12 protein-coding genes are annotated in these 14,585 nt (G+C 59.3%); 10 read left to right on the forward strand and 2 right to left on the reverse strand.

Annotated elements, in window-relative coordinates; translation table 11 throughout:
- Positions 1–4 precede the first annotated feature (4 nt).
- Positions 5–541, reverse strand: a complete 537-nt coding sequence (locus BMZ23_RS05510) for a CsiV family protein (protein WP_093473782.1) — start codon at positions 539–541, stop codon at positions 5–7.
- 16 nt (positions 542–557) lie between these two features.
- Complete coding sequence (mfd, locus tag BMZ23_RS05515) at positions 558–4,019, reverse strand: transcription-repair coupling factor (protein ID WP_093473784.1); 3,462 nt, start codon at positions 4,017–4,019, stop codon at positions 558–560.
- 138 nt (positions 4,020–4,157) lie between these two features.
- Here mfd and BMZ23_RS05520 point away from each other — a divergent pair, with 138 nt between their 5' ends.
- The 10 genes from BMZ23_RS05520 (at position 4,158) to sthA (ending at position 14,546) form a co-directional block, all read left to right on the forward strand.
- Positions 4,158–5,597 (forward strand): glyceraldehyde-3-phosphate dehydrogenase, encoded by a 1,440-nt coding sequence (locus tag BMZ23_RS05520; RefSeq protein WP_245748132.1) that lies wholly within the window; start codon positions 4,158–4,160, stop codon positions 5,595–5,597.
- A gap of 364 nt (positions 5,598–5,961) precedes the next feature.
- Entirely contained in the window at positions 5,962–7,299 is a 1,338-nt protein-coding gene (locus BMZ23_RS05525) for a Na(+)-translocating NADH-quinone reductase subunit A (protein WP_093473788.1), read from the forward strand.
- A 3-nt stretch (positions 7,300–7,302) separates the two neighbouring features.
- Positions 7,303–8,517 (forward strand): NADH:ubiquinone reductase (Na(+)-transporting) subunit B, encoded by a 1,215-nt coding sequence (locus BMZ23_RS05530; protein ID WP_093473791.1) that lies wholly within the window; start codon positions 7,303–7,305, stop codon positions 8,515–8,517.
- Positions 8,507–9,283, forward strand: a complete 777-nt coding sequence (locus BMZ23_RS05535; RefSeq protein ID WP_093473794.1) for a Na(+)-translocating NADH-quinone reductase subunit C — start codon at positions 8,507–8,509, stop codon at positions 9,281–9,283. Before BMZ23_RS05530 ends, BMZ23_RS05535 begins: the two co-directional genes overlap by 11 nt.
- A gap of 2 nt (positions 9,284–9,285) precedes the next feature.
- A complete protein-coding gene (locus BMZ23_RS05540; RefSeq protein ID WP_093474245.1) occupies positions 9,286–9,957 on the forward strand; it encodes an NADH:ubiquinone reductase (Na(+)-transporting) subunit D in 672 nt (223 codons plus the stop codon).
- 3 nt (positions 9,958–9,960) lie between these two features.
- Positions 9,961–10,572 (forward strand): NADH:ubiquinone reductase (Na(+)-transporting) subunit E, encoded by a 612-nt coding sequence (gene nqrE / locus BMZ23_RS05545; RefSeq protein WP_093473797.1) that lies wholly within the window; start codon positions 9,961–9,963, stop codon positions 10,570–10,572.
- Between the two features lie 18 nt (positions 10,573–10,590).
- Complete coding sequence (gene nqrF / locus BMZ23_RS05550; RefSeq protein WP_093473801.1) at positions 10,591–11,814, forward strand: NADH:ubiquinone reductase (Na(+)-transporting) subunit F; 1,224 nt, start codon at positions 10,591–10,593, stop codon at positions 11,812–11,814.
- Between the two features lie 9 nt (positions 11,815–11,823).
- Positions 11,824–12,849 (forward strand): FAD:protein FMN transferase, encoded by a 1,026-nt coding sequence (locus tag BMZ23_RS05555; protein ID WP_093473804.1) that lies wholly within the window; start codon positions 11,824–11,826, stop codon positions 12,847–12,849.
- 3 nt (positions 12,850–12,852) lie between these two features.
- Positions 12,853–13,092 (forward strand): (Na+)-NQR maturation NqrM, encoded by a 240-nt coding sequence (gene nqrM / locus BMZ23_RS05560; RefSeq protein ID WP_093473807.1) that lies wholly within the window; start codon positions 12,853–12,855, stop codon positions 13,090–13,092.
- 56 nt (positions 13,093–13,148) lie between these two features.
- The gene (gene sthA / locus BMZ23_RS05565; RefSeq protein WP_093473810.1) at positions 13,149–14,546 is read left to right on the forward strand and encodes a Si-specific NAD(P)(+) transhydrogenase; all 1,398 of its coding nucleotides are present in this window, start codon (positions 13,149–13,151) and stop codon (positions 14,544–14,546) included.
- The last annotated feature ends 39 nt before the right edge of the window (positions 14,547–14,585 follow it).

Genomic DNA, 14,585 nt, shown 5'->3' on the forward strand with positions numbered 1-14,585 from the left:
CAGCTCAACGCCACACGCGAACCAGCATGCCGAGACTCTGGTGATCCAGATAATGGGTTTCGTTGAGACGCAGGCGACGGCTCTGTTGCAGGTGCTCGCTGCCTTGGTCTCGATTCAGCCAGAACTCGAGATCCACCTGCAGTGCACCTTGGCTGCTCAGGCTGACCAGACCCTGGGCTGGGTACAGGTCTCCACGAGACTCACCGGCATGTACTGCAACCTGCAGGTCCGGGTCGGCCGGCTGCTCCCAGGCGCGATGCAGTAGTACCTGATAGCCGTTGCCAGTCAGCCGTTCGGCGTCACGTTGCAGCTGATGGCGACTGCTGTCGATACCGCGCAGATTGCTTCGGGCACTCTGTTCGAGCAGTGTGGCCTGATCTGCCCAGGACCAGTGTGGCGGTTCGGCCTGTTGCCACTGGGCGGATGGCTGGCTGAAAAGAACCACTTCAAGAATGTAAGTGTCGGCATGGGCGCCGGCACCGAGCAGCCAGCTCGCGCCAAAAAGGACAATGCTAACCAGGCGCTGGGTGAAAGTTTTCATGGCATGTTTCCTTGGTTTATTTGCCGTTGCCGGCCTGCAGGCGTTCCAGTAGTGCTTCGACGGTGTTCAGGCGAAGTTCGGCATTGCCCATGGGCGCATTGAAGCGGAACAGCGTGGCGCCTTCAAGTCGGTAGCGCTGTGGGCTGTCCTGAATCAGTCGCACCAGCGTCAGCGGATCTACGCTGGTCTCGGCGCCGAACTCGACGCGTCCGTGCTCGGCACCGACATCCAGCTTGACGATGCCGAGCGGCGCACAGCGCAGTTTAAACTGGGTGACCCGGAACAGCGTCTTTACCGGTTCTGGCAGCAGGCCGAACCGATCGATCATTTCTACCTGCAGATCCTTCAGGTCATCGTCACTGGCCGCGCTGGCAATGCGCTTGTAGAGAATCAGTCGGGCATGCACATCCGGCAGGTAGTCGTCGGGGATCAGCGCCGGCAGGCGCAGGTTGATATCCGGCCCGCCGGATAGCGGCTGCTCCAGTTCCGGCTGCTTGCCCTGCTGGATGGCCTTGACCGCCCGCTCCAGCATGTCCATGTAGAGGGTGAAGCCGACCGCCTGGATCTGCCCGCTCTGGCCGTCACCGAGCAGTTCGCCGGCGCCACGAATTTCCAGGTCGTGGGTGGCCAGGGTAAAGCCGGCACCCAGATCCTGGGCAGCGGCAATGGCTTCCAGACGTTTTTCCGCGTCGCCGGTAACCTTGCGCCCGTGCGGGGTGAGCAGGTAGGCGTAGGCCTGGTGGTGGCTGCGACCGACCCGTCCGCGCAGCTGGTGCAGCTGGGCCAGGCCGAACTTGTCGGCGCGCTCGATAATGATGGTGTTGGCGCTGGGCACGTCGATACCGGTTTCGATGATGGTCGAGGTGACCAGCACATTGAAGCGGCGGTGGTAGAAGTCGCGCATCACCTGTTCCAGGGCGCGTTCAGCCATTTGCCCGTGACTGATGCCGATACGTGCCTCAGGTACCAGCTCGGCCAGTTCGGCGGCACATTTCTCGATGCTTTCAACCTCGTTGTGCAGGTAGTAGACCTGGCCGCCGCGCAACAGCTCGCGGAGGATGGCTTCCTTCACCACATTCGGCTGTTGCTGCATGACAAAGGTCTTTACCGACAACCGGCGCGCCGGGGGGGTAGCGATGATCGACAGGTCACGCATGCCGGACATCGCCATGTTCAGCGTCCGAGGAATCGGCGTGGCGGTCAGCGTCAGTACATCGACCTCGCTGCGCAGGGCCTTCAGTCGCTCCTTCTGGCGCACGCCGAAGCGGTGCTCCTCGTCGATGATCACCAGTCCCAGGTCCTTGAAGCGGATATCATCCTGCAGCAGCTTGTGGGTGCCGATGATAATGTCGACCTTGCCTTCGCCAAGCGCCTCGACGGCAGCCTTCACCTCCCTGGCTGATTTGAAACGCGACATTACCTCGACCGTTACCGGCCAGTCGGCAAAGCGGTCCTTGAAGCTGTTGTAGTGCTGCTGGGCGAGCAGGGTGGTGGGCACCAGTACGGCCACCTGCTTGCCACTGTGCACCGCCATAAAGGCGGCGCGCATCGCTACTTCGGTCTTGCCGAAGCCGACATCGCCACAGACCAGACGATCCATCGGCTGGTTGCCGGTCATATCATCAATCACCGCCTCGATGGCGGCCTGCTGGTCGGCGGTTTCCTCGAACGGGAAGGCCTCGGCAAAGGCCTGATAGTCACGTTCCGGTGCACTGAAACTGAAGCCCTTGCGTGCGGCACGGCGGGCATACACATCGAGCAGCTCGGCAGCCACGTCACGCACCTGCTCGGCAGCCTTGCGCCGGGCCTTTTGCCATTGCTCGGAGCCGAGCCGGTGCAGCGGTGCACTGTCATCCTCGGCACCGCTGTAGCGGGCGATCAGGTGCAGGTTGGCCACCGGGACGTAGAGTTTTGCCTGGCCGGCATATTCCAGCATAAGGAACTCGGCCTGCTGGCCGTCGATTTCCAGATTGCTCAGGCCACGGTAACGGCCAACGCCGTGGTCGATATGCACCACCGGCGCCCCTTCGCGCAGTTCGGTGAGGTTGCGGATGATCGCATCGCCCAGATCGGTGGCCTTGCCGCGCCGCCGCCGTTGCATCACCCGCTGGCCGAACAGCTGACCTTCGGTGATCAGTGCCAGTGGCGGGTGCTGGATGGTCAGGCCCTGATCCAGTGGGGCAATCAACAGTCCCAGGGGGTGCTGGCTGGCGAGGAAGGCTGGCCAGTCGTCAAAGGCCAGGGGTTGCAGACCAGCCGGGCGCAGCAGATCCAGCAGCGCCTCGCGGCGGCCGGCGGATTCGGCAATAAAGGCAATGCGTCCGTTGAACTCGGCGACAAAGGCGAGCAATGCCTGCAGTGGCTGTTCACGCTTGTTGTCGATTGCCAGTTCGGCCGGTGGCGGGCAGTTGAATACGCTGTGGCCGACCGCGGCCGGTTGCTGTTGCTGGTGGCAGATGATTCGCGGGTACTGCTTGATCCGGGCAAAGCATTCCTCGACCGGCAGAAACAGCTCGGCTGGTGGAATCAGCGGTCGGGTGCGGTCAACCCGCTGTTCCTCGTAGCGATTGCGCACATCCTGCCAGAAGTGTTCGGCGGCCTGCTCGATGCCGGGCAGGCTGAACAGGCGGGTGTTGTCCGGCAGGTAGTCGAACAGGCTGTCAAGTTCTTCGAAGAACAGCGGCAGGTAATACTCGATGCCCGGTGGCACCATGCCTTCGCTGAGATCCTGGTAGATCGGGCACTGGCGGTAATCGACGTCGAAGCGCTCGCGAAAGCGCGCGCGAAAGCCGGTGAGTGCCGACTTGTCCAGCGGAAATTCGCGGGCCGGCAATAGCTGGATGCGCTCGACCCGGTCGATTGAGCGCTGGGTTTCCGGATCAAAGGTGCGCAGGGTGTCAATGTCGTCATCCAGCAGATCGATGCGGTAGGGCAGGCGGCTACCCATCGGGTACAGGTCCAGAAGGGCGCCGCGAACCGCGTAGTCGCCGTGCTCGTACACGGTATCCACGCAGCGGTAACCGGCGGCATCCAGGTTCAGCCGCATGCGCTCGATATCCAGCCGCTGGCCGACCTCCAGCATCAGGACTGATCCACCAAGGAAACTGCGCGGGGCAATCCGCTGCAGCAGTGTGGTCATCGGCACCACGAGGATGCCCTGGCTGACCTGTGGCAACTTGAACAGGCTGGTCAGGCGCTGGGATATGATGTCCTGGTGCGGCGAGAAACGGTCATAGGGCAGGGTTTCCCAGTCGGGAAAGCTGAGTACCGGCAGCTGCGGGGCGAAGAAGCGCAGTTCCTGTTCCAGCGTGTCGGCTTCGGCACTGTCCTTGCCGACAACCAGGCTCAGTCCAGGGTGTGCGCTGGCCGCCTCGGCAATCGCCAGTGCGCGTGCGGCGCCATGCAGGCCGCTCCAGCTGCTGCGTGGCTGGTTGCTGCTGATTTCCGGGAGGCTGAAAAGAGTCGGTGTGGCCGGCATACCCGTGTGTCCCTGCAAAAAGGCGCCAGTTTACCCCAAGCCCGGCAATCACGGGGCAGGGGATGCATGGCGTTGCCTCAAGGAGCAGCAAAACGCATAATAGCGCCCCAGATTTCTCAGACCCCGGAAGGTATCGCCGTGACCCAATCCCAATTTGATCAAAGGCTGGAAAACTGGACCCAACGTGAGGCTATCGCCGAGGCGATGATTCCGCTGATCGGTCGCCTGTACCGCGAGCATGGTGTTGTTACCTCGATTTACGGTCGTGGCCTGGTCAACCGTTCGGTAATCAGTATCCTCAAATCCCACCGTTTTGCCCGTCAGATTGACGATACCGAGCTGTCGGTGCGTGATACCCATGCGGTTATCGAAAAGCTGCTGACCCTGAATCTTGGGCCGGCCTCCATCGACCTGGCGCGCCTGGTCGACAAGTTCAAGAAGAACGGTGGCGCTGACCTGGATGCCTTCCTGAAAACCGAGCTGGCCAGTGTTATTGACCACAAGGGCGAGAAGCGTCAGGGGCGCGATGTGGTGCTTTACGGTTTCGGTCGCATTGGCCGTCTGCTGGCGCGCATTCTGGTGGAGAAGACCGGTGCCGGTGATGGTCTGCGATTGCGTGCAATGGTAGTGCGCAAGGGCGCCGCCAACGACCTGTCCAAGCGTGCCAGTCTGCTGCGTCGTGATTCGGTGCATGGCTCCTTCCAGGGCACCATCACCATTGACGAGGACAACAACACCATTACCGCCAATGGCGTGCAGATCCAGGTGATCTACGCCAGTGATCCGACCAGCATCGATTACACCCAGTACGGTATCGAGGATGCGATCATCGTCGACAATACCGGCGTCTGGCGTGATGAGGCGGGTCTGTCCCAGCACCTGCAGTGCAAGGGTGCCTCGCAGGTAGTGCTGACCGCGCCGGGCAAGGGCGATATCAAGAATATCGTGCATGGCATCAACCATGCGGTGATTACCCCGGAAGACAAGATCATTTCTGCCGCTTCCTGCACCACCAACGCCATCGTGCCGGTGCTCAAGGCGATCAATGACAAGTACGGCATCGTCAATGGTCATGTGGAGACAGTGCACTCCTATACCAATGACCAGAACCTGATCGACAACTTCCACAAGGGCAATCGCCGTGGCCGCAGTGCGGCGCTGAACATGGTAATTACCGAGACCGGTGCCGCCAAGGCGGTGGCCAAGGCGCTGCCGGAGCTGGCTGGCAAGCTGTCCGGTAATGCCATCCGGGTGCCGACGCCGAACGTGTCGATGGCCATCCTCAACCTGAACCTCGAGAAGTCGACCGATCGTGACGAGGTCAACGAGTACCTGCGGCATATGGCGCTGCACTCCGAGCTGCACAAGCAGATCGACTTCACCAATTCCCAGGAGGTGGTGTCCACTGACTTTGTCGGCTCGCGGCACGCCGGCGTGGTGGATGCCGAGGCGACCATCTGCAATGACAACCGGGTGATTCTCTACGTCTGGTACGACAACGAGTTCGGTTACAGCTGCCAGGTGGTGCGTATCCTCGAGGATATGGCCCACGTCAACCCGCCGGCCTTCCCGGCCTGATTCGGGTGCTGGCAAAAAAAGGCGCTTCGGCGCCTTTTTTTGTGTCTGCCCGAAAGGTATTTGCCGTGCATCGCATACGGGATTGCCAGCTATATTTGATATGCGTCAAGTTTGTTTGCGAATCGGTCATGCAGGCTGTCGAGGCTGCGGCATTTTTCCCGCTTGACAGGGCAGATTCCTGAAAAAACCAAGGGCTTCGGTAGCCTTTACAGGGCCGAATCTTTATACTTGGCGGGATTTTTTACTGGGGGTTTGTGGTCGCCTGGTCGTGGGTTTTCTGCGTCATCCGGGTCGGTCTTCCGGCTCGCAACCTGTACTGGCTTCCCGCCCCTGAAGCTTCCAAACCAGTGATTAGGCTATTCGTATGATAAAAATCAAACGGGGCTTGGATCTGCCAATCACCGGCTCTCCCGAGCAGCGCATTGAGGATGGAAATCCTGTGCGCAGCGTCGCCGTAATCGGTTTCGACTACCACGGTATGAAACCGACCATGGAGGTGCGCGAAGGGGACCGGGTCAAATTGGGCCAGATCCTGTTCAGCGACAAGAAAACACCGGGCGTAATCTATACCGCGCCAGCCAGTGGTGTGGTCAGCGCCATCAATCGTGGCGAGAAGCGCGTGCTGCAGTCGGTAGTCATTGATATTGACGGCAACGACGAAGTGACCTTCGACGCCCATTCTGTCAGCCAGCTTGAACAGCTGGATCCGCAGAAGGTGCGCGACCAACTGGTTGCCTCCGGTCTGTGGACTGCGCTGCGTACCCGTCCCTACAGCAAGGTGCCGGCGCTCGACAGCAAGCCCTCCTCGATTTTCGTCACGGCAATGGACAGCAACCCGCTGGCTGCCGATATTGCGTTGATCGTGCGTGAGCATGCCAGTGACTTCGAGAATGGCCTGAAGGTACTGGCGCGCATTGCACCCATCTGGCTGTGCAAGGCCGAAGACGCCAAGCTTCCGGGTGAGGGCGTCAGTGGTGTGCGTACCGAAAGCTTTGCCGGCCCCCACCCGGCAGGTAATGCGGGCACCCATATCCATTTCCTTGATCCTGTCAGCGTCAATCACTGTGTCTGGCAGATCAATGCCCAGGACGTGATCGCGGTTGGCAAGCTGTTTACCGAGGGGCGTTTGTGGACCGAGCGGGTCGTAGCCCTGGGTGGGCCGCAAGTGCAGAAGCCGCGCTTGCTGCGTACCCGTGTCGGTGCCAACCTCACCGAACTGACCGCCGGTCAACTCAAGCAGGGCAATAATCGCCTTGTGTCCGGCTCCGTGTTTGGTGGCCGCAATGCCCGTGGTCCGGTGGCCTTCCTCGGTCGCTATCACCAGCAGGTATCGGTGCTGCTTGAAGGCAACGAGCGTGAAATGCTGCACTACCTGCGTGCCGGGGTGAACAAGCACTCGGTGCTCAACGTGTTCATCTCCAAGCTGACTGGCGGCAAGCTGTTTGATTTCACCACCACTACCAACGGCAGTCCGCGTGCCATGGTGCCGGTGGGTCAGTACGAGCAGGTCATGCCGCTGGATATCCTGCCGACCCAGTTGCTGCGTTATCTGGTGGTGGGTGATACCGATATGGCTCAGAAGCTCGGCTGTCTGGAACTCGACGAAGAAGATCTCGCGCTGTGCAGCTATGTCTGCGCCGGCAAGTACGAGTACGGCCCGATCCTGCGGGACAACCTCGCCCGTATCGAAAAGGAGGGTTAATCCATGGGTCTGCGAGCGTTTCTAGACAAGATCGAACACAACTTCGAAAAAGGCGGCAAGCACGAGAAGTGGTACGCCCTTTACGAAGCAGTGGATACCTTCTTCTACCGTCCGGCTGATGTCACCAAGACCACTGCGCATGTGCGTGATGGCCTTGACCTCAAGCGCATGATGATCACCGTATGGCTGTGCACCTTCCCGGTGATGTTCTACGGCATGTACAACATCGGTTTCCAGGCTAACAGCATCTATGCGGCCAGCCCTGATCTGCTGGCAGCTCAGGATAACTGGCGTCTGGCGATCATCGCCATGCTGGCCGGCTTTGATCCGGGCAGCCTGTGGGATAACTTCATTCATGGTGCAGCCTATTTCGTGCCTGTGTATGCGGTGACCTTCCTGGTTGGTGGTTTCTGGGAAGTCCTGTTTGCCTCGATCCGCAAGCATGAGGTCAACGAAGGCTTCTTCGTTACCTCTGTGCTGTTCGCGCTGATCGTCCCGCCGAGCATTCCGCTGTGGCAGGTGGCTCTGGGCATCAGCTTCGGCGTGGTGATCGGCAAGGAAGTTTTTGGCGGTACCGGCAAAAACTTCCTCAACCCGGCACTCACTGGCCGTGCCTTCCTGTTCTTCGCTTACCCGGCACAGATTTCCGGTGATGCGGTATGGACTTCGGTTGATGGCTACACTGGCGCGACGGCGTTGAGCCTGGCGGCTGAAGGTGGCGTCGAGGGGATTGTCGCTGGCGGTATCAGCTGGATGGATGCCTTTGTCGGCAATATCCATGGTTCCATGGGCGAGGTCTCCACGCTGGCGATCTTTATTGGTGGTGCTGTATTGCTGCTGAGCAAGATTGCCAACTGGCGCATTGTCGCCGGTGTGATGCTGGGCATGGTGGCTACCAGTCTGCTGTTCAATGCCATAGGTTCAAGCAGCAACCCGTTGTTTGCGCTGCCCTGGTATTGGCATCTGGTGGTTGGTGGTTTTGCCTTCGGCATGATCTTCATGGCTACCGATCCGGTATCCGCCTCCATGACCAATCAGGGCAAGTGGATCTTCGGTGCGCTGATCGGCGTGATGGTGGTACTGATCCGTGTGGTCAACCCGGCATTCCCCGAGGGCATGATGCTGGCGATTCTGTTCGCCAACCTGTTCGCGCCCCTGATCGACCACTTCGTGGTTCAGGCCAACATTAATCGGAGGCTTGCACGCAATGTCCAGTAAGAAAGAAACCGTAGGACGCACCGTTACGGTGGCGTTCCTGGTCTGTCTGGTCTGCTCCGTGGTGGTGTCCGCCGCCGCAGTGGCACTGAAGCCGGTGCAGCAGAAGAACCAGTTGCTCGACAAGCAGCGCAACATCCTGTCGATTGCCGGCTTGCTTGAAGAAGGCCGCAGCGTACCTGAGCAGTTTGGCAAGATTACCCCGCGTCTGGTTGACCTGCGCACAGGTCGTTTCAGCGATGAAATGGATCCGCTGAACTATGACCAGCAGAGGGCTGCCAAGGAGCCGGCCTTGTCCGAGCGTCTGCCGGCCGGGACCGATATTGCCAGCATTCGTCGTCGCGAGCATTTCGCCACTGTCTACATGGTGGAAGGTGATGACGGCATTGAAACCATGATCCTGCCGATCCACGGTGCAGGTCTGTGGTCGACCCTGTATGGCTTTTTGGCACTTGAAGGTGATCTGAACACCATCGTTGGTCTGGGCTTCTACCAGCACGCCGAAACCCCCGGTCTCGGTGGCGAGGTAGACAACCCCAACTGGAAAGCCCAGTGGACCGGCAAGCTGGCCTTTAATGAAGGCGGCGACGTGGCAGTACAGATCGTCAAGGGCGGTGTGGATCCGAACAGTCCGCGTGCCCAGCACCAGGTGGATTCGCTGGCCGGTGCGACCCTGACCACGCGTGGGGTAGAAAACCTCGTGCGCTTCTGGCTGGGTGAGCACGGCTTCGGCTCCTTCCTCGACAACCTTCGCGCAGGGGAGGCATGAGCATGGCCAAGCAAACAGCCAGTCAGGTCCTGTTTGACCCGATATTCAACAACAACCCGATTGCCCTGCAGGTACTGGGCATTTGTTCGGCGCTGGCGGTAACCACCAGCCTGAGCGTGACCCTGGTGATGTGCGTTGCCCTGACCTCGGTGACTGCACTGTCCAACCTGTTTATCTCGGTGATTCGCAGCCAGATCCCAAGCTCCATCCGCATGATCGTGCAGATGGTGATCATCGCCTCTCTGGTGATTGTGGTGGATCAGGTGCTCAAGGCCTTTGCCTACAACATCAGCAAGCAGTTGTCGGTGTTCGTTGGTCTGATCATCACCAACTGTATCGTGATGGGTCGCGCCGAAGCCTTTGCAATGCAGAACCCGCCGGGCATGAGTTTCCTCGACGGTGTCGGCAATGGTCTGGGTTACAGCTTTATCCTGATCGTGGTGGCGGTGATTCGTGAACTGTTCGGCGCAGGTAACCTGCTCGGCTTTGAAATCATGCCGCTGGTCAGTGAGGGTGGCTGGTACCAGCCTAACGGCATGCTGCTGCTGCCGCCGTCGGCGTTCTTTATCATCGGTCTGATCATATGGGCACTGCGTGCCTGGAAGCCGGAGCAGGTCGAAGCGCCTGAATTCCGTATGGCGCCGCAGACCAATGCCACCAAGGAGGCTATGTAAGCCATGCTTGAACATTATATAAGCCTGATGGTGCGTGCCATTTTCGTCGAGAACATGGCACTGGCCTTCTTCCTTGGCATGTGTACCTTTCTGGCCATTTCCAAAAAGGTGCAAACCGCACTGGGCCTAGGTATTGCGGTGGTTGTAGTACTGACCATTACCGTGCCGGCCAACAACCTGATCTACACCTACCTGCTGAAGGACGGTGCGCTGGCCTGGGCCGGTCTGCCGAATGTCGATCTGAGCTTCCTCGGACTGCTCAGTTACATCGGTGTGATCGCTGCCATGGTGCAGATTCTCGAGATGCTCCTCGACAAGTACGTGCCCGCGCTCTACAACGCGCTTGGTGTGTTCCTGCCGCTGATCACAGTGAACTGCGCGATCATGGGTGCCTCGCTGTTCATGGTTGAACGTGACTACAACCTCGGTGAGAGTGTGGTCTACGGTTTCGGTGCTGGCGTTGGCTGGTGTCTGGCCATCGTTGCACTGGCGGGTATCCGCGAGAAGCTCAAGTACAGCGACGTGCCGGACGGCTTGCGTGGTCTCGGCATCACCTTCGTTACCGTGGGCCTGATGTCCCTCGGGTTCATGTCGTTCTCCGGCGTGCAACTGTAAGAGAGGAGCTGGAAACCTATGAACATGGAAATCTACCTGGGCGTCGGCATGTTCACCGCGATCGTGCTGTCGCTGGTGGCGGTGATCCTGATCGCCCGCTCCAAGCTGGTCAGCAGCGGTGATGTGAAGATCGTCATCAACCATGAGCGCACCATTACGGTTCCGGCCGGTGGCAAGTTGCTCAATACCCTGTCCGACAATGGCATTTTCCTGTCCTCTGCCTGTGGCGGCGGCGGTACCTGTGCCCAGTGCAAGTGCATCGTCGAATCCGGCGGTGGCTCCATGCTGCCGACCGAGGAGTCGCACTTCACCAAGCGTGAAGCGGCTGCCGGCTGGCGCCTGTCCTGCCAGACTCCGGTCAAGCAGGACATGCACATCGAGGTCGAGGAAGAAGTCTTTGGCGTGAAGAAGTGGGAATGCACCGTCGAGTCCAATCCCAACGTGGCGACCTTCATCAAGGAGCTGACCCTGCGTCTGCCCGAGGGTGAGAACGTCAACTTCCGCGCCGGTGGCTACGTGCAGCTGGAATGCCCGCCGCACACGGTCAACTACAAGGACTTCGACATCCAGCCCGAGTACCGTGGTGACTGGGACAAGTTCAATATGTGGCGCTTTGTCTCCAAGGTTGAAGAAACCACCATTCGTGCCTACTCGATGGCCAACTACCCGGAAGAAGTCGGCGTGGTCAAGTTCAACATCCGTGTGGCCTCGCCGCCGCCCGGCCGTGACGACCTGCCGCCCGGCAAAATGTCTTCCTGGGTCTTTGGTTTGAAGCCGGGTGACAAGGTTACCGTGTACGGTCCCTTTGGTGAGTTCTTCGCCAAGGAAACCGATGCCGAGATGGTGTTTGTCGGTGGTGGTGCCGGTATGGCACCGATGCGTTCGCACATTTTCGACCAGCTCAAGCGGCTCAAGTCCACGCGCAAGATCACCTTCTGGTACGGTGCCCGTTCCCTGCGTGAAGCCTTCTATGTCGAGGAATTCGACAAGCTGGCCGAGGAAAACGAGAACTTTACCTGGCATCTGGCGTTGTCCGATCCGCTGCCCGAGGACAACTGGACCGGCCCGACCGGCTTCGTCCATAACGTACTGTACGAGAACTACCTGAAGGAGCATCCGGCTCCTGAAGACTGCGAGTTCTATATGTGCGGCCCGCCGATGATGAATGCCTCGGTCATCAAGTTGCTCGAAGATCTCGGTGTAGAGCCGGAAAACATCCTGCTCGACGACTTCGGCGGCTGATCCATCGGCATGCTGCGGTACCTGAACCAGCCCGTCATGGTTGCTGCTCTGGCAGCAGTCCTGACGGGCTGTTTCACATCAGCAGCGCCGGTCAATGAAGTGCGTGGCCAGGTGCTGGGTGGCGACTACTCGGTAAAGTGGGTAGGTGATCCACTTCCAGCCAGCGAGTTGGCTGGTAAGCTTGCGCGTCTGCTTCAGGCCTTTGAGCAACAGATGTCAGCTCAACAGGAAAACTCCGATCTCAGCCGTTTCAACCGTTTACCGGCTGGCGGCTGCATGCAGTTGCAGGGTCATTTCCTGAGGTTGGCGACGGCTGCTGTCGAATTCCACCGCTTCAGCGACGGCGCACTTGATGTGACGCTGGCGCCTTTATTGCGAATTTGGGGGGTACATAGCCAGCCCCAGTCGCAAGACCGGCGAGGGCCGCCTGATCCGCAGCAGTTGGCTGCTGTGTTGCCCAATCTGGGGCAGCAGCACTTGCATCTGCAGGATGATCTGTTGTGCAAGGATGTGCCTCTGGAGCTGGATTTCAGCAGTATCGCGTCAGGTTATCTGGTTGATCAGCTGGAACTGCTGCTGCGCGATCAGCTCATTGAAAGCTATATGATCGAATTGCCCGGTGATCTCAAGGCGGTTGGACAAAAAGCCGGTAGTCGGCCATGGCGTATCAGTCTTGAAGAGCCGCGAGACGATATCCGGGTTGCACAGCAAATACTGGATGTTGACAGCTTTGCGGTTTCAACCAGTGGTAATCACCGGCGACAGTTGCGGGTGGATGGGCGCTTGCATGCCCATGGTTTTGATATGGAGACCGGTTGGCCGCTGCAACACCGATTGGTCTCGGTTACCGTGGTAGAGCCATCGGCGATGCGCGCTGACGGTCTTTCCAGTATCCTGATGGTAATGGGCCCCGAGCATGGCTGGGCTTTTGCCCTGTCGCATGACATAGCGGCCGCATTTGTCACACGCCGGGACGCGCACTACGAGGTGCAGCGCACACCGGCTTTCAATGTCCTGTTGACGGACAAGGAGTAACTCATGGTTTGGCTTCTGGCGTTTGGTGTGATGCTGGTAATGGTTGCCGGCATGGCAATAGGCGTAATGATGGGGCGCAAGCCGATTGCCGGCTCCTGTGGCGGCATTGGTGCGACCGGGCTGGACAGTTCCTGTGGTATCTGCGGCGGCAATGCCGAGCGCTGCGAAGAGGCAAGCAAGGTGGCGCAGGCCGCCTATGCGGACAAGCCGGTCCAGGCCAGGGACGCGACCAAGGTCGACTAGTGGCTGGCTGGCCTTCGTGTCAGCATCGAGCAAACCCCAATCAAGGAAATTCCTGAATGGCTGTTTACAACTATGACATCGTAGTCCTGGGTTCCGGCCCGGCCGGTGAGGGGGCGGCGATGAACGCCGCCAAGCATGGCAAGCGGGTGGCGGTGGTTGAGGAGCGTTCGGTGGTGGGCGGTAACTGTACCCATCTGGGCACTATTCCCTCCAAGGCGCTGCGTAACTCGGTCAAGCAGATTATCCAGTTCAACACCAACCCGATGTTTCGCCAGATCGGTGATCCGCGTTGGTTCTCCTTCCCGGATGTGCTGAAAAGTGCCGAACTGGTGATGAACAAGCAGGTCGCCTCGCGTACCAGCTACTATGCCCGTAACCGGGTCGATCTGTTTTTCGGCAAGGGCAGTTTTGCTGACGAGCACACTATCGAGCTGGTCAATCCGTCCGGGGTGGTGGAGAAGCTGATCGCCAAGGAAGTGATCATTGCCACCGGCTCACGCCCCTACCGTCCAGCCGATGTCAACTTCAGCCATCCGCGCATCTACGACAGCGACACCATCCTCAAACTGAATCACACCCCGCGCAGCCTGATTATCTATGGCGCCGGGGTGATTGGTTGCGAGTATGCATCTATCTTCTGCGGACTTGGGGTCAAGGTCGATCTGATCGATACGCGTGACCGCCTGCTCAGCTTCCTTGATGACGAAATTTCCGATGCCCTCAGTTATCACCTGCGCAACAACAGCGTGCTGATACGGCATAACGAGGAATATGAAAAGATCGAGGGCCTGGACAACAAGGGTGTGGTGCTGCACCTGAAATCCGGCAAGCGCCTGAAGGCTGATGCATTGCTCTGGTGCAACGGTCGAACCGGCAATACCGATGGTCTTGGATTGGAAAATATCGGTCTGCACGCCAACAGTCGCGGACAGCTGGGTGTGGATGAAAACTACCGCACCCCGGTGTCCAATATCTACGCAGTCGGTGATGTGATCGGCTGGCCGAGTCTGGCCAGTGCCGCCTTCGACCAGGGTCGTTCGGCCGCCGGCAATATCGTCAGCAACGATGCCTGGCGCTTCGTCGATGATGTGCCTACCGGTATTTACACGATTCCCGAGATCAGTTCGCTGGGCAAGAACGAGCGCGAGCTGACCGAGGCCAAAGTGCCCTACGAGATTGGTCAGGCGTTCTTCAAGAATATCGCCCGTGCGCAAATCAGTGGTGAACCAGTGGGTTTGCTGAAGATTCTGTTCCACCGCGAGACGTTGGAAGTGCTGGGGATCCATTGCTTTGGCGACCAGGCAGCGGAGATCGTGCACATCGGGCAGGCGATCATGAACCAGAAGGACGCTGCCAACAGCATCCAGTACTTCGCCAATACCACCTTCAACTATCCGACCATGGCCGAGGCCTACCGGATTGCCGCCCTGGACGGGCTTAACCGTCTGTTCTGAGGTATTGTCGACACCCGCTGCGGCGGGTGTCGACTTCCC

It is taken from the genome of Halopseudomonas yangmingensis, assembly GCF_900114825.1.
Classification (GTDB): domain Bacteria; phylum Pseudomonadota; class Gammaproteobacteria; order Pseudomonadales; family Pseudomonadaceae; genus Halopseudomonas; species Halopseudomonas yangmingensis.

Coding starts and splice junctions, on each gene's coding strand:
- sthA (WP_093473810.1), top strand. CDS start 13,149: ATGGCTGTTTACAACTATGACATCGTAGTCCTGGGTTCCGGCCCGGCC.
- BMZ23_RS05530 (WP_093473791.1), top strand. CDS start 7,303: ATGGGTCTGCGAGCGTTTCTAGACAAGATCGAACACAACTTCGAAAAA.
- mfd (WP_093473784.1), bottom strand. CDS start 4,019: ATGCCGGCCACACCGACTCTTTTCAGCCTCCCGGAAATCAGCAGCAAC.
- BMZ23_RS05510 (WP_093473782.1), bottom strand. CDS start 541: ATGAAAACTTTCACCCAGCGCCTGGTTAGCATTGTCCTTTTTGGCGCG.
- BMZ23_RS05525 (WP_093473788.1), top strand. CDS start 5,962: ATGATAAAAATCAAACGGGGCTTGGATCTGCCAATCACCGGCTCTCCC.
- BMZ23_RS05555 (WP_093473804.1), top strand. CDS start 11,824: ATGCTGCGGTACCTGAACCAGCCCGTCATGGTTGCTGCTCTGGCAGCA.
- nqrE (WP_093473797.1), top strand. CDS start 9,961: ATGCTTGAACATTATATAAGCCTGATGGTGCGTGCCATTTTCGTCGAG.
- BMZ23_RS05540 (WP_093474245.1), top strand. CDS start 9,286: ATGGCCAAGCAAACAGCCAGTCAGGTCCTGTTTGACCCGATATTCAAC.
- BMZ23_RS05535 (WP_093473794.1), top strand. CDS start 8,507: ATGTCCAGTAAGAAAGAAACCGTAGGACGCACCGTTACGGTGGCGTTC.
- nqrF (WP_093473801.1), top strand. CDS start 10,591: ATGAACATGGAAATCTACCTGGGCGTCGGCATGTTCACCGCGATCGTG.
- nqrM (WP_093473807.1), top strand. CDS start 12,853: ATGGTTTGGCTTCTGGCGTTTGGTGTGATGCTGGTAATGGTTGCCGGC.